The 15,840-nt window shown below is 52.3% G+C and carries 25 protein-coding genes and 1 pseudogene; 25 read left to right on the top strand and 1 reads right to left on the bottom strand.

Going from position 1 to position 15,840, the window contains the following annotated elements; translation table 11 throughout:
* The first annotated feature begins 13 nt into the window (after window positions 1–13).
* Genes L350_RS14985 through L350_RS14995 form a run of 3 tightly spaced genes read left to right on the top strand, consistent with a single transcriptional unit; the run spans window position 14 to window position 2,108 of the window.
* Window positions 14–730 (top strand): phage antirepressor KilAC domain-containing protein, encoded by a 717-nt coding sequence (locus tag L350_RS14985; protein ID WP_340673993.1) that lies wholly within the window; start codon window positions 14–16, stop codon window positions 728–730.
* Entirely contained in the window at window positions 727–1,716 is a 990-nt protein-coding gene (locus tag L350_RS14990; RefSeq protein WP_032624439.1) for a DUF968 domain-containing protein, read from the top strand. The genes L350_RS14985 and L350_RS14990 overlap by 4 nt, the downstream gene beginning before the upstream one ends.
* A 14-nt stretch (window positions 1,717–1,730) precedes the next feature.
* Entirely contained in the window at window positions 1,731–2,108 is a 378-nt protein-coding gene (locus tag L350_RS14995) for an antiterminator Q family protein (RefSeq protein ID WP_032624880.1), read from the top strand.
* Between the two features lie 13 nt (window positions 2,109–2,121).
* Here the strand turns inward: L350_RS14995 and L350_RS15000 are convergent, their stop codons facing one another.
* On the bottom strand, window positions 2,122–3,132 hold the full coding sequence (locus L350_RS15000) for a hypothetical protein (protein ID WP_032624438.1): 1,011 nt from the start codon (window positions 3,130–3,132) through the stop codon (window positions 2,122–2,124).
* A 710-nt stretch (window positions 3,133–3,842) separates the two neighbouring features.
* On the opposite strand from L350_RS15000, the gene L350_RS15005 reads away from it, so the two are divergent.
* The 22 genes and pseudogenes from L350_RS15005 (at window position 3,843) to L350_RS15110 (ending at window position 15,821) form a co-directional block, all read left to right on the top strand.
* Window positions 3,843–4,238 (top strand): phage holin family protein, encoded by a 396-nt coding sequence (locus L350_RS15005; protein WP_032624437.1) that lies wholly within the window; start codon window positions 3,843–3,845, stop codon window positions 4,236–4,238.
* The gene (locus L350_RS15010; protein WP_022648766.1) at window positions 4,225–4,506 is read left to right on the top strand and encodes a phage holin family protein; all 282 of its coding nucleotides are present in this window, start codon (window positions 4,225–4,227) and stop codon (window positions 4,504–4,506) included. The genes L350_RS15005 and L350_RS15010 overlap by 14 nt, the downstream gene beginning before the upstream one ends.
* Window positions 4,506–5,132, top strand: coding sequence for a glycoside hydrolase family 19 protein (locus tag L350_RS15015; RefSeq protein ID WP_032624436.1), 627 nt, complete (start codon window positions 4,506–4,508; stop codon window positions 5,130–5,132). Before L350_RS15010 ends, L350_RS15015 begins: the two co-directional genes overlap by 1 nt.
* Window positions 5,129–5,353: a hypothetical protein gene (locus L350_RS15020; protein WP_032624435.1), complete on the top strand. Its 225-nt coding sequence runs from the start codon at window positions 5,129–5,131 to the stop codon at window positions 5,351–5,353. The genes L350_RS15015 and L350_RS15020 overlap by 4 nt, the downstream gene beginning before the upstream one ends.
* Window positions 5,350–5,622 carry a hypothetical protein gene (locus tag L350_RS15025; protein WP_032624434.1) on the top strand — a complete coding sequence of 91 codons (273 nt, stop codon included), beginning with the start codon at window positions 5,350–5,352 and terminating at the stop codon, window positions 5,620–5,622. The genes L350_RS15020 and L350_RS15025 overlap by 4 nt, the downstream gene beginning before the upstream one ends.
* Window positions 5,623–5,631: 9 nt before the next feature.
* Entirely contained in the window at window positions 5,632–6,252 is a 621-nt protein-coding gene (locus tag L350_RS24195) for a hypothetical protein (RefSeq protein WP_032624433.1), read from the top strand.
* Window positions 6,253–6,513: 261 nt separating this feature from the next.
* Entirely contained in the window at window positions 6,514–6,711 is a 198-nt protein-coding gene (locus tag L350_RS15040) for a hypothetical protein (protein ID WP_032624431.1), read from the top strand.
* Entirely contained in the window at window positions 6,708–7,232 is a 525-nt protein-coding gene (locus L350_RS15045; RefSeq protein WP_032624430.1) for a hypothetical protein, read from the top strand. Before L350_RS15040 ends, L350_RS15045 begins: the two co-directional genes overlap by 4 nt.
* A 56-nt stretch (window positions 7,233–7,288) precedes the next feature.
* A complete protein-coding gene (locus L350_RS15050) occupies window positions 7,289–7,630 on the top strand; it encodes an HNH endonuclease signature motif containing protein (RefSeq protein WP_001031354.1) in 342 nt (113 codons plus the stop codon).
* Window positions 7,630–7,833 (top strand): hypothetical protein, encoded by a 204-nt coding sequence (locus tag L350_RS15055; RefSeq protein WP_032624429.1) that lies wholly within the window; start codon window positions 7,630–7,632, stop codon window positions 7,831–7,833. Before L350_RS15050 ends, L350_RS15055 begins: the two co-directional genes overlap by 1 nt.
* A gap of 183 nt (window positions 7,834–8,016) precedes the next feature.
* Window positions 8,017–8,502, top strand: a complete 486-nt coding sequence (locus L350_RS15060) for a hypothetical protein (protein ID WP_032624428.1) — start codon at window positions 8,017–8,019, stop codon at window positions 8,500–8,502.
* A gap of 6 nt (window positions 8,503–8,508) precedes the next feature.
* Complete coding sequence (locus tag L350_RS15065; RefSeq protein WP_015980155.1) at window positions 8,509–10,023, top strand: terminase large subunit; 1,515 nt, start codon at window positions 8,509–8,511, stop codon at window positions 10,021–10,023.
* Entirely contained in the window at window positions 10,023–11,297 is a 1,275-nt protein-coding gene (locus tag L350_RS15070) for a phage portal protein (RefSeq protein ID WP_032624427.1), read from the top strand. The genes L350_RS15065 and L350_RS15070 overlap by 1 nt, the downstream gene beginning before the upstream one ends.
* A gap of 17 nt (window positions 11,298–11,314) precedes the next feature.
* Entirely contained in the window at window positions 11,315–11,992 is a 678-nt protein-coding gene (locus L350_RS15075; RefSeq protein ID WP_016063561.1) for an HK97 family phage prohead protease, read from the top strand.
* Window positions 11,993–11,994: 2 nt separating this feature from the next.
* Window positions 11,995–13,152, top strand: a complete 1,158-nt coding sequence (locus L350_RS15080) for a phage major capsid protein (RefSeq protein ID WP_032624426.1) — start codon at window positions 11,995–11,997, stop codon at window positions 13,150–13,152.
* A 32-nt stretch (window positions 13,153–13,184) separates the two neighbouring features.
* The gene (locus tag L350_RS0122270; protein ID WP_080686355.1) at window positions 13,185–13,511 is read left to right on the top strand and encodes a head-tail connector protein; all 327 of its coding nucleotides are present in this window, start codon (window positions 13,185–13,187) and stop codon (window positions 13,509–13,511) included.
* A complete protein-coding gene (locus L350_RS15085) occupies window positions 13,511–13,849 on the top strand; it encodes a phage head closure protein (RefSeq protein ID WP_032624425.1) in 339 nt (112 codons plus the stop codon). The genes L350_RS0122270 and L350_RS15085 overlap by 1 nt, the downstream gene beginning before the upstream one ends.
* Window positions 13,846–14,295, top strand: coding sequence for an HK97-gp10 family putative phage morphogenesis protein (locus L350_RS15090; protein ID WP_032624424.1), 450 nt, complete (start codon window positions 13,846–13,848; stop codon window positions 14,293–14,295). The genes L350_RS15085 and L350_RS15090 overlap by 4 nt, the downstream gene beginning before the upstream one ends.
* A complete protein-coding gene (locus tag L350_RS15095) occupies window positions 14,292–14,639 on the top strand; it encodes a tail completion protein gp17 (protein WP_032624423.1) in 348 nt (115 codons plus the stop codon). The genes L350_RS15090 and L350_RS15095 overlap by 4 nt, the downstream gene beginning before the upstream one ends.
* 59 nt (window positions 14,640–14,698) lie before the next feature.
* Window positions 14,699–15,118: pseudogene (locus L350_RS15100) on the top strand (phage tail tube protein); the annotation flags it as partial.
* Window positions 15,119–15,150: 32 nt separating this feature from the next.
* On the top strand, window positions 15,151–15,534 hold the full coding sequence (locus tag L350_RS15105) for a phage tail assembly chaperone (RefSeq protein WP_001549114.1): 384 nt from the start codon (window positions 15,151–15,153) through the stop codon (window positions 15,532–15,534).
* Window positions 15,535–15,542: 8 nt separating this feature from the next.
* Window positions 15,543–15,821, top strand: coding sequence for a phage tail assembly protein T (locus tag L350_RS15110; RefSeq protein ID WP_032624421.1), 279 nt, complete (start codon window positions 15,543–15,545; stop codon window positions 15,819–15,821).
* Window positions 15,822–15,840 lie beyond the last annotated feature (19 nt).

Raw genomic sequence — 15,840 nt, 5'->3', positions numbered from 1 at the left:
GAGCATGAATCAGATGAATATCACCGTAATGTGCCCGACGCACCACGCCGCCGCGATGGGGCAGCAAATAACGATGTCCAGCCGTGAGATTGCAAAACTTGTCGACTCTCGCCACAGCAATGTGTGTGTGACCATCGAACGACTGATGAACTCCGGCGTAATTGGGGGGTATGCTGCAATGCAGTACACCCACCCTCAGAACCAGCAGGTTTACCATTACTACGAAGTTAACAAACGAGATAGCTATGTGATCGTCGCCCAGTTGTGCCCGGAGTTTACCGCCCGTCTGGTTGACCGCTGGCAGGAACTGGAGAGCGGGGCAGGAATGGCGGTACCGCAAACACTCCCTGAAGCACTCCGCCTCGCTGCCGACCTTGCCGAACAGAAGCAACGCCTGAGTGATGAACTGGCCATAGCAGCGCCTAAGGCTGAATTTGTTGATCGCTATGTCAAGGCCACTGGCTCAATGACTTTTCGGCAGATTGCCAAGCTCCTTAACGCTAAAGAACCCGAGTTTGCTTTGTTCCTCATTGAGAACGGCATCATGTACCGGCTAAACCGTGTGCTTACACCAAAGAGTAAACACATCGAAGCAGGCCGCTTTGAAGTTAAGACCGGGACAACCAACCAGACCAACTACGCATTCAATCAGTCCCGCTTCACCGCTAAGGGAGTGCGCTGGATTGGCGGCCTGTGGGCTGAACATATTGCTAAGGGGCAAATTGCGTGAGAGCCATACTGACACCTGAAGTTGCGCCAATGTCCGGGGTGGTGCTGTTCCGGCCAGGAAATGAGTTGCTGTGGTTGTTTCGTCGCGGCCGGGTGGTTATTGAAACGCCATCTGAAGCTATTCAGCATCTGCCATCTGGGCTGATTCCTGAAGCTCACCAGCCACTGACAGATGATGACAGCATGCAGGAACTTTTCCTGAACGATCGGGTTATTCTGCGTGCTGGTGGGCTTAGCAGTCTTGATGCCTGGCTGGAAAGAAAATTCGAATGTCAGTGGCCCCACAATGAATGGCACTCAAAGGACTTTACGGTGATGCGTCACGCACCCGGAAGCATTCGTCTTTGTTGGGGATGTGATAACCAGTTACGTGAACAAACCACTGAAAGACTGGCAGGAATTGCCATGCAGAACCTGGTAAAATGGCTGCTCGAAAGGGTGAACATCATGCTGGGTTTCAGCGCTGACCACACCCTGACGCTGCCGGAGTTCTGCTGGTGGATGGTACGTAACGATCTGGCTGACCTTATTCCTGAATCAGTGGCTAACCAGGCACTCAGGATTAAGCCTGAATCGCACAGTTCAGTGATGCGTGAAAGCGACATTGTGCCGTCATTACCGGCTACTGAAATCCTCCAGGAGAAAGTTAAGAAGATAGTCTCGGTGAAGGTCGATCCTGAATCACCTGAATCTTTCATGCTGAGGCCAAAGCGCCGCCGCTGGGAGAACGATAAGTACACCCGCTGGGTTAAGTCGCAGAAGTGCAGTTGCTGCAATAACCCGGCAGACGACCCCCATCACCTGATTGGCCACGGGCAAGGTGGAATGGGTACCAAAGCGCACGACCTGTTTGTGATACCGCTGTGCAGAGCGCATCACGATGAGTTGCACGCTGATCCTGTGGCATTTGAAGCGAAGCACGGCGACCAGTTAATGCTGTTGTTTCGGTTTTTAGATCGTGCGCTGGAAATCGGCGTATTAGCATGAATAGTGGAGAAAACATGCGTGACATTCAGATGGTTTTAGAGCGCTGGGGTGGTTGGGCTGCGAGTGATAGTTCTGGGGTTGATTACTCCTCGATAGCTGCTGGTTTCAAAGGACTTCTTCCCCCAACAAGCAAATCCCGCCTGTCATGTACTGATGACGACGCCCTAATTATCGAGGGGTGTTTAGCTCGACTTCAAAAACGCAAGCCCTATGAACATTCGCTCTTGGTCGCACACTATCTCTATGGCATATCGAAGCGGAAAATAGCCAAAGCGCGAAAGAAGGACGAGAAGCTGATACGTATTGAGATCCAGATGGCAGAAGGATTTATTGACGGCTGCCTTAGCATGCTTGATGTGAGCTTAGAGATGGATGTTGAAGTGAAATCGTGAAGCAAAAGCCCGATTATTCGGGCTTATTATCAACATCTTTGACATACAAAATCACAGCTGACTTGATATCACCGTCAACATGTTTTGCATTGATACTTAAATGAACAGGTTTTCTTTCCCATTCTGCTCGTTGGAGAGCTTCTTTATTTTCAGACTCGTCGAGGAAAATGTCCTGCACTACGCAAGTCAGTCGCTGGTCAGAATCGACTCTACGAACTTTTACTTTGAAACACTCTGGGTCCGTATTATTCACTTCCTCAATGCGGTAGATACCGTCTATACGCATTTCGACAGAGCGGCGACGTGCATTTGTGACCAATTCTTTTGCAGTTTCAGAATCGATGGTTACTCCATCAATTTCAGCGGTATCTGAGCGTACGAATGACTTAACCATGGTTGTCTTAGCGTCGTAAGACATGCGATCCATGTTGTCGAGAAGAGGCTTTTGGGCCACCATTTCAGAGATGATCTGAAGGCGTTTCGTTTCTTCTTGAGTCATCACCTGCATTGCGCGCAGGTGTTCTTTATCGCCTTCTTTAGCAATCTCAGCTAGGCGAGTATCTTTACGGTTATCTAAAAAGCGTTTAAAGACGGTTACACCGCCCCATATGACGGCAGCACCGAGAACTGTGAATACAATCTCTGTGGCGTTCATTTTTCCTACCAATTCTTGCGTAAGCTTGCTCAGGAATCCATCAATGTTGATCTCAACAAGTGACGAACCTTGCTCTACTGTAACTTCAATTTCTAAAGCATCAAGCTCTTCTTTAGTTAGCCTCCGAACATCTGGAGTGCCGTATTTAGCAAGCGCATAAGACTTGTTGATCTGCGATTGCATCTCAACGAAGCCCTTCATTACTGATGGTGTAAGTGATTTGTTGAATTTATCACCGGTTAGCCTGATAGTTAGGCTAGGCCAGCCATTGAACGTAATTTTTTCTGGTAGGCCTTGCCCACTCAGATAACGTTCGAGCAATTCAAAAGCTTGCTGCTCGGACTCTACATCATACTGTATGTCACCCAAAGATAATCCCTCATTCTAAGCCCCGCGTTAACTGAGTAGTTAGGCAAGAACTGCTTTCTTATTTTGCTGTGTGTAGGAAAAATAAAGCAAAACTCATCAAAAATCACTAACGCGGTCCGCATTTTCTCGTTTACTGTGTTAAGAGTGGTTTCTACGCCACGGACTTAAAACGATTCTTAAACCTCGCCTAGCCGGGGTTTTGTCAATTTTAGAGGCTGCCACGGGCGGCCTTTTTGGTTTCCCCTCGTTCTGAGAGGACTCATGGCGATGATGTATTGACCGCTAGAATGGATTAGTCGTAACTTATTATTGTGGTGAATCCTTTCTAAGCGAAAGGGCGTTCCAGTCAACTGCTATCTGCAGGTATGCGCGCGGCTTTGCTGACTGGGGTAGAGTCACCGGGAGGCACCCGGCACCATGACAACAACAATACAGTTTCAAATTCCTTGAGAGCCTGCCGTAAAAAGCAGGCCTTTTTTTATGAATTTGCAAACTGCTGCTACGCTTGAAATGTGTGTTGAAGGTAATTGCCTGATGGTTCTCCTGAACCGTTGTGAACCAGCCCGATACTGTCTCACTCAGGTCAGTTAGCAAGACTCACGACTACCTACCTTACTTACTAATAGTCACTCATTAGCCCGCCTTCAAAAGCGGGCTTTTTTTATTCCCCTCATCACTGAGAGGATTCACGGCAATAAGAGGGGGACTAGATGTCCGATCCTGTTTCTGGCACGACAGTAGCGGCTGGTGGTCTGATGGGGGCCAGCGTGTTCGGCCTGGCAACCGGCATAGATTACGGTGTGGTGTTTGGCGCATTCGCTGGTGCGGTGTTCTACGTCGCTACGGCGGTTAATATCAGTCGCCTTAAGCTGGTGGGCTACTTCATCACCTCATTCATCTTCGGCGTTATCGGCGCTCCACTGCTTGGCTCTTACTTCTCCAAATGGACGGGGTATAGCGACAGGCCACTTGATGCGCTGGGCGCGGTAATCGTAGCCGCTATTGCTATTAAGCTGCTGACGTTCGTCAACAGTCAGGATTTGGGTAGCCTGTTTGGAATTCTCTCGCGTTTACGTGGTGGAGGGGCCAGCAATGGTAACAAGTGATCCGAGTGCGATGGCAAACGCAATTATCTCTGCTGTGATCGTTATTGCACTGATGTTCTACCAGCGCGGCGGGGCGAGACATCGCCCTCTGATATCGCTGATGGCTTATTTCACGGTGCTGGTATACGCCAGCGTCCCTTTCCGTTACCTGTTCGGCCTGTACCATGAATCGCACTGGTTCGTGGTGCTGGTGAACGTCCTGATATGCGCCGCCGTTCTCTGGGCTCGGGGAAACGTAGCGCGACTGGTTGATGCACTGAGGCACTAATGAACCAATCACAATTTCAAAAGGCGGCTGGTTTAAGCGCCGAGTTAGCTGCGCGCTGGTTTCAGCCAGTAAGTGATGCGATGAAAGAGTTCGGCATCACCAGGCCGGTAGACCAGGCCATGTTCATTGCGCAGGCTGGGCATGAATCGACAGGATTCACTCGGCTGCAGGAAAACTTCAATTACAGCGTAGTCGGGTTGGCAAACTTCATTCGAGCTGGACGCATCACACAGGACCAGGCTAATACGCTGGGCCGCCGACCTGATGAACGAGCATTACCAATTGAGCGTCAGCGTTCCATTGCTAACCTGGTATACAGCAAACGCTACGGTAACAACGCGCCAGGTGATGGATGGAAATACCGTGGGCGCGGACTCATTGGCATCACGTTCCTGGATAACTATCGTGACTGCGGCAATGCCCTGAAGGTTGATCTGGTCCAGCAGCCTGAGCTATTAGCCGAACCCATTTATGCAGCCAGAAGCGCGGCATGGTTCTTCGTTACAAAGGGATGTCTGAACTATTCAGATAACCTGCTGCAGGTGACGAAGATTATCAACGGCGGAACTAACGGACTGGAAGATCGTCGCTCTCGCTTCGGTCAGGCCAAAACGGTGCTGGCATGAAACAGTGGCTGCGCCTCCTACTCCCGCGATGGGAGACAGATACGGTTGTTCTTCAGGAAAAAGGCAATGAGCTTCATATCGTCTGCAGCTATGACGATATCGATCCCGGCGAGATGTTTGACGGTATGTGTGAGCTTAAGACCTTCACCTGGCTGAACTGGTCTTTCCCATCAGGGGAGCCTATGAACGTTCGATCCTTTGAACCGAAGGTGGAAGCATGAGCACAGTGCAATTAGTCATCACGGTAGCAGTAGCCATTCTTGGCGCTATCGCCGCCGCTTTTGGTATTGGTCATTCACGCGGCACCAGCAAAGCGGAAGCAAAAGCAGACCAGCAGCGCACAGAAGAAAAGGCCGCAGCCACTGAAGCGGTAGCAGAACGCCGGGTAGAGACAACGAAAGAGGCTAGTAATGTACAGCAGACTGTTAACCACATGCCTGATGACGATGTTGATCGAGAGCTGCGTAACACGTGGAAGCGCGGCTCATAAGGGGTGAACATGAGGAAAACAATCGACTTAACCGGCGTTAAGTTTGGCAAGCTGACTGTGCAGTCCTACGCCAATAAGGATAAATCGGGCGTTTCAATGTGGTTGTGCGGTTGTGAGTGTGGAACAGAAAAAATAATCAGGTCAAACGCCTTGCGCTCTGGCAGGACACAATCTTGCGGTTGCATGTCAGGTGTAAAACACGGGCATCGCAGACCGTCAGAAACTTCTCCCACTTATATCAGCTGGCTGTCAATGCAGCGGCGCTGCAATTATCCCAGCGATGCGTATTACGGAGATTATGGTGGTCGCGGAATTTCAGTTTGTGAGCGTTGGGGCAATTTTGAAGCTTTCCTGAAAGACATGGGCGAGCGTCCAGCAGGTCATACACTTGATCGGATTGATGTAGATAAGGCGTACTCACCAGAAAATTGCCGATGGGCGACACCAAAAGACCAGGCAAGAAACCGACGAAGTAACCATATGCTTGATACACCAGCAGGTCGAATGTGCATTACCAAAGCAGCAGAAACCTATGGTGTAAAAGTAAAGACAATAGCGCACCGATTGAGCAGGGGATGGAGTGTTGAAAAGGCGCTGCTAACTCAACCATGGCAGGGCAACAATGAGTAAATATTTCATGTTTATCTCTATGCTTTCCGTGTCAGCATTGGCTGCTGGCTGTGTTGGTGGTCCTCCAAAGCCCAGCTATGTTTTCGTCCACGATTCCTGTGACTGGGTTAGGCCACTTTATCTCACCGATCACGACATCGACGTTATGGACCGCCAGACGAAGAAAGACATCCTGGCGCATAACAAAGCGTGGCAGGCGAACTGCCAGAAAGAAACCAGAGCCTCGCAATAGCGGGGTTCTATAACAACTGAGGAATGAGCATGACAGTAGTTCTGACCACCAAACAGATTGAAGACCTGGCTACCTTCGCAAAAGAAGACGGCGCGCCTCAATACACCATCACCACGGGGACAATCCCGGAATTCGAAGCAGATAGTGGCGAAATTATTCCCGCATACACTGGGCTGATCGCATACTCAGAGTCGCTGGAGCATGGTGTATTGCAGTTGGATGACTGAGCGGCCATTACAAAGCTCATCTACTGGTGGATGATAGTAACCATGGTGCGAACTGGAATCATCGGCGCGCTATCGAGTGGGCAGCCGAGCAGCCTTGCCGTGTAGTGGTGTTGGAAGACGACGCGCTGCCGGTACATGGATTCACCGATAAGGTCACTGACTGGCTGGCTCGTTTTCCTGACGACATGTTGAGCTTTTATCTCGGTACCGGCCGACCGCCGCAGTATCAGAAAGAGATTGCCGGAATGCTGGTGGATGCGGATCGCGTCTGTGGTGACCACATCGTATTAAGCAAACTGATTCACGGCGTATGTTATAGCCCTCCTCGGGGAAGTTTGGCGCGCATGCTCAGTACATGGAACAAAACGCTGGCAGCTGATTACGCTGTCGGTGAGGCATTCGGTGGTCGGGTGATTTATCCGTGTTACTCGCTGGTGGATCACGCTGACCTCCAGACGGTTGAGCGTCACCCTGACAACGAGCCGAGGACAGAACGCCGCCGCGCATGGAGGCTGGCATAAGCTGTTGTTTATCCCATCCTTCCTCACTTTGAGCACCGTTACGCATGGAGACTGTCATGAACAAAGAGCCCCGCGTATATGGCAGCCGATGGGATAAGGCCCGTCTGCGTTTCCTGCAGCAGCACCCACTATGTGTGATGTGCGAGCAGCAGGGGCGGATTACCCCAGCAACGGTGGTTGACCATATCGAGCCCCACAAACTCAAAGATGCGCTTAAGTCAGGTAACCCGCTGGCCATATCGAAAGCACAGCTCCTGTTCTGGAGTAAAGAGAACTGGCAGCCACTGTGTAAAGCGCATCATGACTCAACGAAACAGAGGATGGAGAAGAGCGGCGCGGTAATAGGCTGTGATGCCAATGGCTACCCGCTCGATCCTGCGTCTCACTGGAGCACGTAATGAAAGACCTCAGCATTGAATACCGCAATGGAAAATTCGTTCGCCTGGTGATTGATGGCGTGGAGATGAAGGACGTGACATCCATTCAGTTCTCGCACGCTGTAGGGCAGGAGATGCCGACGGTGACCATTTCAGGTCATGTTGTCTCCGGGCATCGGAAAGGCGATCAGAAACTCGAACAGGTAGACAAACATTCGGCATAGCGCGGCGGCGGCAAGTCGATTACCTATCATGTGAAATCATTTCAAATGCAACGATATCAAATGAGAATGAATCGCATCAGGGCAGGGGGGGGATCAAATCTTCAAAACCTTTGCCCCAAATGACCGCCGCCAAAGTTTGATTTTAACGCTAACCCGATTTTTTTAGTTTTAAGGTGTTGACATATGGCAGATAAACGAACCCGTTCCGACAGTTCGGCGGCAGCGGTTCAGGCCATGAAAAATGCAGCAGTGGACACCATCGATCCTCCGTCCCATGCAGGTTTGGAAAAAAAAGCCGAACCATTCTGGCATGACAATATCAGATCGAAAGCTCTGGACAGCTGGACGCCGGCCGACCTTCTGGCCGCTGTGGAACTGGCAAATAACCAGCTCTATATAACGGTTTTACGTAAGGATTTACGCAAAGAAGAGCGAGCACGCGGAGAGGGCCGCGACGAAGGGCTTATCAAAGACCTACGCAAGCAGATTGTTGAGCTGCAGCGAACTATTCTGGCTCAGCGCCGTGACCTCCAGATCCATTCCCACGCAACCAACGGCGAAAGCCGCGACCAGAAAAAACGCAATCAGAATGATCGTGATGCACGAAATACCAAAACCGAGCATCAGGACCAGGACGACAACCTGATCGCCTTTCCCAAGCACGGATAAAAGACTATGACGCGAGGTGAGCGTGTAATAGCGTTCATTGAGCGCTTTTGCATCGTGCCGGAAGGCAAGCTTATCGGCCAGCCTATGCGGTTGGACCCCTTTCAGAAAGATTTCATCCTGGCGGTTTACGACAATCCGGCCGGAACGGATATGGCGATCCTCAGCATCGCCCGAAAAAACGGTAAAACAGGCTTAATCGCTGGAATCCTGCTGGCTCACCTGGTGGGTCCTGAAGCGGTCCAGAACACGCAGATTGTCAGCGGTGCACTTAGCCGGGAACAGGCGGCCATCGTTTTTAACCTCGCGGTGAAGATGGTCAACCTGAACCCTAAGCTGCAGGAGATTGTGCACATTACGCCAAGCGGCAAAAAGCTGATCGGCCTGCCGTGTAACGTCGAATACAAGGCTTTATCCGCAGAAGGAAAGACGACGCACGGCCTTTCCCCCATTCTGGCCATTCTCGATGAAACCGGGCAGGTTAGGGGGCCGCAGGATGATTTTATCGATGCAATAACTACCGCGCAGGGGGCGCATGAAAACCCGCTGCTGATTGTTATCAGTACGCAGGCAGCAAACGATGCTGACCTGCTGAGCATCTGGATTGATGATGCGGTCAAATCGAAAGATCCGCACATCGTGTGCCACGTTTATGAAGCGCCAAAAGACGCTGATATCAGTAAACGCGAGTCCTGGCTGGCTGCGAACCCGGCACTGGGAACATTCAGGTCAGAAAAAGACATGGCGCGCCAGGCTGAGAAAGCTGGCCGAATGCCAAGCTTCGAAAACACCTTCCGAAACCTCAACCTCAATCAGCGCGTGTCTACCGTATCGCCGTTTATCTCCCGCAGCGTGTGGGAGCTTTGCGGAGAGATGCCGATTAACACGCCGAGGAAGTGGTACGCGGGGCTGGATCTGTCAGCCAGGAACGACTTAACGGCGCTGGTTATCGCTGGTGAAGCAGATGATGGTGTCTGGGATGTTTTCCCCTTCTTCTGGACACCGCAAAAAACCCTTGAAGAGCGAACCAAAACGGACCGCGCACCCTATGACGTTTGGGTGAGAGAGGGGCTGCTGCGCACCACGCCAGGCGCTTCGGTGGATTACTCATTCGTCGTTGCGGATATCGCTGAAATTATCGGTGATTTCGACCTTACCTCGATGGCTTTTGACCGCTGGCGCATTGACCAGTTCAGGAAGGATGCCGATGCCATTGGGCTGAGCCTCCCGCTGGTCGAGTTCGGCCAGGGCTTTAAGGATATGGGGCCAGCTGTAGACACGCTGGAGTCTCTGATGCTTAACGGGCGCGTGAGGCATGGCATGCACCCCGTATTAACGATGTGTGCTGTGAATGCGGTGGTGGTGAAAGATGCTGCTGGCAACCGCAAGCTCGATAAGTCAAAAGCAACAGGCCGTATTGATGGCATGGTCGCAATGACAATGTCCGTTGGTGCTGCTAATGGGGAAGTTACCGAACAGGGTGGTGACTTCGATGACTTCATTTTCCGACCGCTGAGCATGTGATGGAAGAACCTAAATACACGATTGACCTGCGAACCAATAACGGCTGGTGGGCAAGGCTGCAGTCCTGGTTTGTAGGCGGGCGTTTAGTCACCCCAAATCAGGGCTCACAGACGGGGCCTGTTTCGGCCCACGGACACCTGGGCGATTCATCCATTAACGATGAACGGATACTGCAAATTTCGACGGTTTGGCGCTGCGTGAGCCTGATTTCAACGCTCACGGCATGCTTACCGCTTGATGTCTTCGAAACCGACCAGAATGACAACCGCAAAAAAGTGGGTTTGAGCAATCCGCTGGCGCGACTGCTGCGCTACTCACCGAATCAGTACATGACCGCCCAGGAATTCAGGGAGGCCATGACGATGCAGCTCTGTTTCTACGGTAACGCGTATGCACTGGTGGACCGCAACAGCGCGGGTGACGTGATCAGCCTTCTCCCGCTTCAGTCTGCCAATATGGATGTGAAACTCGTCGGAAAAAAAGTGGTTTATCGCTATCAGCGCGACAGCGAATACGCCGACTTTTCGCAGAGAGAGATTTTTCACCTTAAAGGCTTCGGATTCACCGGGCTGGTCGGCCTGTCCCCCATTGCTTTTGCCTGTAAATCGGCAGGTGTGGCAGTTGCGATGGAGGACCAGCAGCGAGATTTCTTTGCCAATGGCGCCAAGTCTCCGCAAATCCTCTCAACCGGCGAAAAAGTGCTAACTGAACAGCAGCGCTCGCAGGTCGAAGAGAACTTCAAAGAGATCGCCGGCGGCCCGGTTAAAAAACGCCTCTGGATTCTGGAAGCGGGCTTTTCCACATCGGCAATTGGCGTAACGCCGCAGGATGCCGAAATGATGGCGTCCCGAAAATTTCAGGTAAGTGAACTGGCGCGATTCTTTGGCGTACCGCCTCACCTTGTCGGCGACGTCGAGAAATCAACGAGCTGGGGATCGGGCATCGAGCAGCAGAATCTCGGCTTCCTGCAGTACACCCTGCAGCCATATATCTCCCGGTGGGAAAACAGCATTCAGCGGTGGCTTATTCCTGCTAAGGATGTTGGCCGCATTCATGCTGAGCACAATCTCGACGGCCTGCTGAGGGGCGATTCGGCATCCCGCGCTGCCTTTATGAAGGCAATGGGAGAGGCAGGGCTACGCACCATCAACGAGATGCGACGAACGGACAACCTCCCGCCATTGCCGGGTGGAGATGTGGCTATGCGCCAGTCGCAATACGTGCCGATCACCGATTTAGGAACCAACAAAGAGCCCCGTAATAACGGGGCTTAATTTTTATGGGGGCCGTAATGCCTGAGATCGTAAAAACGCTGTCCTTCGACGAGACAGAAATCAAATTCACCGGTGACGGTAAACAGGGGATTTTTGAAGGCTACGCCTCTGTTTTTAATAACACCGATTCCGATGGCGACATCATTCTGCCCGGGGCGTTTAAAAACGCACTGGCGAACCAGACCCGCAAAGTGGCGATGTTTTTCAACCACAAGACGTGGGAGCTGCCGGTTGGTAAATGGGACAGCCTGGCCGAAGACGAAAAAGGCCTGTATGTGCGCGGTCAACTTACCCCAGGGCACAGCGGCGCCGCCGACCTGAAAGCGGCAATGCAGCACGGTACGGTTGAAGGTATGTCGGTTGGCTTTTCCGTTGCGAAAGACGATTACACCATCATTCCAACAGGCCGCATTTTTAAGAATATCCAGGCTCTGCGTGAAATCAGCGTCTGCACTTTCCCCGCCAACGAACAGGCTGGCATCGCAGCCATGAAGAGTGTCGACGGCATTGAAACAATTCGTGATGTGGAGAACTGGCTGAGGGATTCAGTCGGGCTCACCAAATCACAGGCAGTTGGGCTAATAGCCCGGTTTAAGTCAGCGATTCGGAGCGAGTCCGAGGGCGACGGAAACGAAGCACAAATCAACGCTCTGCTTCAGAGCATTAAATCTTTCCCTTCTAATTTAGGTAATTAATTATGTCTGAACTCGCTCTCATTCAAAAAGCTATTGAAGAATCCCAGCAGAAAATGTCCCAGCTTTTCGATGCACAGAAAGCAGAAATTGAAAGCACGGGTAAGGTTTCCAAACAGCTGCAGGCCGACCTGGTGAAGGTACAGGAAGAACTGACCAAATCCGGTACCCGCCTCTTCGATCTTGAACAGAAACTGGCATCCGGCGCTGAGAATCCCGGTGAGAAGAAATCCTTCTCTGAGCGAGCTGCTGAAGAGCTCATCAAGTCATGGGACGGTAAACAGGGCACCTTCGATGCGAAGACGTTCAATAAGTCGCTCGGCAGTGACGCTGACTCTGCTGGCGCACTGATCCAGCCAATGCAGATTCCAGGCATTATCATGCCGGGACTGCGCCGTCTGACCATTCGTGACCTGCTGGCTCAGGGCCGCATTTCCAGTAACGCTCTGGAATATGTGCGTGAAGAGGTGTTTACCAATAACGCCGATGTGGTGGCTGAGAAAGCGCTGAAGCCTGAATCGGATATCACCTTCAGCAAACAGACCGCGAACGTGAAGACCATCGCGCACTGGGTGCAGGCGTCACGTCAGGTGATGGATGATGCACCAATGCTGCAGTCTTACGTCAACGGTCGTCTGATGTATGGTCTGGCGCTGAAGGAAGAAAATCAGCTGCTGAACGGCGACGGCACCGGGGATAACCTGGAAGGCCTGAACAAAGTGGCAACTGCTTATGACACCTCGCTGAATGTTTCAGGTGACACCCGCGCAGATATTATCGCTCATGCAATTTACCAGGTGACCGAGTCTGAGTTTAGCGCTTCCGGTATCGTCCTGAACCCGCGCGACTGGCACAACATTGCGCTGCTGAAAGATAACGAAGGCCGCTATCTCTTCGGCGGCCCGCAGGCCTTCACCAGCAACATCATGTGGGGCCTGCCGGTGGTACCGACCAAGGCACAGGCAGCGGGTACCTTCACTGTGGGCGGTTTCGACATGGCCTCTCAGGTGTGGGATCGCATGGATGCCACCGTGGAAGTCAGCCGTGAAGACCGCGATAACTTCGTGAAAAACATGCTGACCATCCTGTGCGAAGAGCGCCTGGCGCTGGCGCACTATCGCCCGACGGCAATCATCAAGGGCACCTTCTCTTCTGGCTCATGATGGAGGGGGCGGGGAAACCCGCCCTTTAACGTATGGCGATAGATGTTCTCGATGTAATAAATCTCAGTCTGTTTAAGCAGCAGATTGAGTTTGAGGAAGACGACAGGGACGAGCTGATCACGCTGTACGCCCAGGCCGCTTTTGATTACTGCATACGCTGGTGCGATGAACCGGCATGGAAGGTTGCAGCTGATATTCCTGCAGCTGTTAAGGGCGCCGTTCTCCTTGTCTTTGCTGACATGTTTGAACACCGCACCGCGCAAAGCGAAGTACAGCTTTATGAGAACGCTGCAGCAGAACGCATGATGTTCATCCATCGCAACTGGCGCGGTAAATCTGAACCTGAGGAGGGCTCCTGATGGAACCTGGACGATTCAGGCACCGGGTAAAAATTCTCACCTTCACGACTTCGCGCGATCCCTCTGGTCAGCCGGTTGAATCGTGGACTGGTGGCAACCCGGTCCCGGCTGAGGTGAAGGGGATTAGCGGCAGAGAGCAGCTTTCAGGCGGCGCGGAAACGGCGCAGGCAACCATTCGCGTCTGGATGCGCTTCAGGGCAGAGCTGAACGCCTCTTCTCGTCTGGAAGTGCTCAGCGGCCCGTATAAAGGTCAGGTGCTAAATATCATCGGTCCTCCTGTAGCAAATGCGACCGGCACTCGCCTGGAAATTCTTTGCAAAACGGGAGCTGAAAAATGATTGAGACGAGCCTCGATTTTTCCGGGTTAAATGACATCGCAAAGGATCTGGAGGCGCTTAGCCGCGCTGAAAACAACAAGGTTCTGCGTGATGCCACGCGCGCAGGCGCAGAAGTGCTTAAGGAAGAAGTGATCGCCCGAGCTCCGGTGCGTACCGGGAAACTGAAAAAAAACGTGGTGGTGGTGACCCAAAAAAGCCGCCGCCGCGGGGAAATTTCTTCCGGCGTCCATATTCGTGGTGTTAACCCGCGCACCGGGAACAGCGATAACACAATGAAGGCGAGTAACCCGAGAAACGCCTTTTACTGGCGCTTTGTGGAGCTTGGCACTGCGAACATGCCTGCGCATCCTTTTGTGCGACCCGCTTACGATACGCGCGAGGAAGAGGTCGCCAGCGTCGCCATTGCTAGGATGAATCAGGCTATTGATGAGGTGTTGAGCAAGTGAATGAAGATGATATCTACGCTTTGCTTTCTCCCCTGGCAGAAGGGCGGGTATATCCCTACGTTGCGCCATTAGGTAGTGACGGAAAACCGTCTGTCTCGCCACCCTGGATTATTTTTTCCATCGTCGATGATGTTTCCGCTGACGTGCTGTGCGGCCATGCAGAGAGCAGGGTTTCCATTCAGGTAGATGTGTATTCCACTACGATCACTGAATCACGCACCCTGAGAGACTTGGCGCTCGCTTCGCTGAAGCCCTTAAACCCTACAGAGGTGGTAAAAATCCCCGGTTACGAGCCAGATTATCGGCTCTACCGTGCCACCCTGGATTTTAAAGTTATCCCCTGACAATTAATTCACCCAACGAACCCGCTTAATGGCGGGTTTTCTTTTTCCAGGAGACAGCTATGTCTGCACTTTATGAAAAATCGCAGCTGACGAAGATCCTTATTTCCTCCCTGCCAGCCACCAAAGAAACGATGGATTCCGCAACCTTCCTCGATCTGAGTTGCACCATCAAAGAAATTCAGTTCACCGGTGGTCAGAAGCAGGATATCGACGTAACAACACTTTGCTCTACCGAGCAGGAGAACATCAACGGCCTGCCTTCTCCGTCAGAAATCTCTCTGTCCGGCAACTTCTACAAGAATCCGGCGCAGGACGCCTTGCGTGATGCGTATGACAACGATACGACCTACGCTTTCCAGGTCATTTTCCCGTCCGGCAAAGGCTTTAAGTTCCTGGCTGAAATCCGCCAGCACACCTGGTCTTCCGGTACCAACGGCGTAGTGGCGGCAACGTTCTCCCTGCGCCTGAAAGGTAAGCCTGAAAACATCGAGTCTGGCTCCTGAGAGGTCGCATGAAGAATATTAAAAATCTCGCCCTGGCTAAGATGTCGGGTTTTCGTCATAAGACGGTCGCCGTTCCTGAGTGGGAAGGCGTCAAAGTGGTTCTCCGTGAGCCATCCGGTGAAGCCTGGCTTCGCTGGCAGGAAGTGGTGAAAGCGGGTGCTGATGATGAAAATGTGTCGGTATCGGAAAAGGCACACCGTAATCTTTGCGCTGACGTGGTGCTCTTCATTGACGTCCTGTGCGACACCGATAAGCAACCGGTATTCAGCGTAGACGAAGAAGAGCAGGTGCGTGAAATCTACGGCCCCGTCCATTCACGCCTGCTCAAACAGGCGCTTGACCTGATCAACAACGCGGACGAAGCGCGGGAAAAGTCTCAACCCCCGGCGTAAAGTTTCTGATGTCGCTTGCGCTCCGGATGGGGCGCACGCTCTCAGAGCTTCGGCAGAATATGACGGCAAGCGAGCTTCTGATGTGGATTGAGTACGACAGGCAAAGTCCGGTTGGCGATATTCGCGGTGACATTCAGGCCGCCCAGATCGTCTCTGCCATCTACGGTTCGCAGGGGGCAAAAGTACCGCTGGACGATGCGATCCTGCGCTGGGGTGGTGAGGAGCAATCAGAACCGAATGACCCGTTTGCAGGGCTTGAGGCTGCACTTACTGCCGCGACGCAGTGACTTTTGACCCAGATAATAT

The sequence above is a fragment of the Enterobacter sp. MGH 4 genome (assembly GCF_000534735.1).
Taxonomy (GTDB): Bacteria; Pseudomonadota; Gammaproteobacteria; order Enterobacterales; family Enterobacteriaceae; genus Enterobacter; species Enterobacter intestinihominis.
This window is presented reverse-complemented; position numbering and strand designations above follow the sequence as displayed.

Coding starts and splice junctions, on each gene's coding strand:
- L350_RS15080 (WP_032624426.1), top strand. CDS start 11,995: ATGTCTGAACTCGCTCTCATTCAAAAAGCTATTGAAGAATCCCAGCAG.
- L350_RS15085 (WP_032624425.1), top strand. CDS start 13,511: ATGGAACCTGGACGATTCAGGCACCGGGTAAAAATTCTCACCTTCACG.
- L350_RS15060 (WP_032624428.1), top strand. CDS start 8,017: ATGGCAGATAAACGAACCCGTTCCGACAGTTCGGCGGCAGCGGTTCAG.
- L350_RS15075 (WP_016063561.1), top strand. CDS start 11,315: ATGCCTGAGATCGTAAAAACGCTGTCCTTCGACGAGACAGAAATCAAA.
- L350_RS15090 (WP_032624424.1), top strand. CDS start 13,846: ATGATTGAGACGAGCCTCGATTTTTCCGGGTTAAATGACATCGCAAAG.
- L350_RS24195 (WP_032624433.1), top strand. CDS start 5,632: ATGAGGAAAACAATCGACTTAACCGGCGTTAAGTTTGGCAAGCTGACT.
- L350_RS14995 (WP_032624880.1), top strand. CDS start 1,731: ATGCGTGACATTCAGATGGTTTTAGAGCGCTGGGGTGGTTGGGCTGCG.
- L350_RS15105 (WP_001549114.1), top strand. CDS start 15,151: ATGAAGAATATTAAAAATCTCGCCCTGGCTAAGATGTCGGGTTTTCGT.
- L350_RS0122270 (WP_080686355.1), top strand. CDS start 13,185: ATGGCGATAGATGTTCTCGATGTAATAAATCTCAGTCTGTTTAAGCAG.
- L350_RS15020 (WP_032624435.1), top strand. CDS start 5,129: ATGAAACAGTGGCTGCGCCTCCTACTCCCGCGATGGGAGACAGATACG.
- L350_RS15015 (WP_032624436.1), top strand. CDS start 4,506: ATGAACCAATCACAATTTCAAAAGGCGGCTGGTTTAAGCGCCGAGTTA.
- L350_RS14985 (WP_340673993.1), top strand. CDS start 14: ATGAATATCACCGTAATGTGCCCGACGCACCACGCCGCCGCGATGGGG.
- L350_RS15010 (WP_022648766.1), top strand. CDS start 4,225: ATGGTAACAAGTGATCCGAGTGCGATGGCAAACGCAATTATCTCTGCT.
- L350_RS15065 (WP_015980155.1), top strand. CDS start 8,509: ATGACGCGAGGTGAGCGTGTAATAGCGTTCATTGAGCGCTTTTGCATC.
- L350_RS15055 (WP_032624429.1), top strand. CDS start 7,630: ATGAAAGACCTCAGCATTGAATACCGCAATGGAAAATTCGTTCGCCTG.
- L350_RS15025 (WP_032624434.1), top strand. CDS start 5,350: ATGAGCACAGTGCAATTAGTCATCACGGTAGCAGTAGCCATTCTTGGC.
- L350_RS15005 (WP_032624437.1), top strand. CDS start 3,843: ATGTCCGATCCTGTTTCTGGCACGACAGTAGCGGCTGGTGGTCTGATG.
- L350_RS15110 (WP_032624421.1), top strand. CDS start 15,543: ATGTCGCTTGCGCTCCGGATGGGGCGCACGCTCTCAGAGCTTCGGCAG.
- L350_RS15040 (WP_032624431.1), top strand. CDS start 6,514: ATGACAGTAGTTCTGACCACCAAACAGATTGAAGACCTGGCTACCTTC.
- L350_RS15070 (WP_032624427.1), top strand. CDS start 10,023: ATGGAAGAACCTAAATACACGATTGACCTGCGAACCAATAACGGCTGG.
- L350_RS15050 (WP_001031354.1), top strand. CDS start 7,289: ATGAACAAAGAGCCCCGCGTATATGGCAGCCGATGGGATAAGGCCCGT.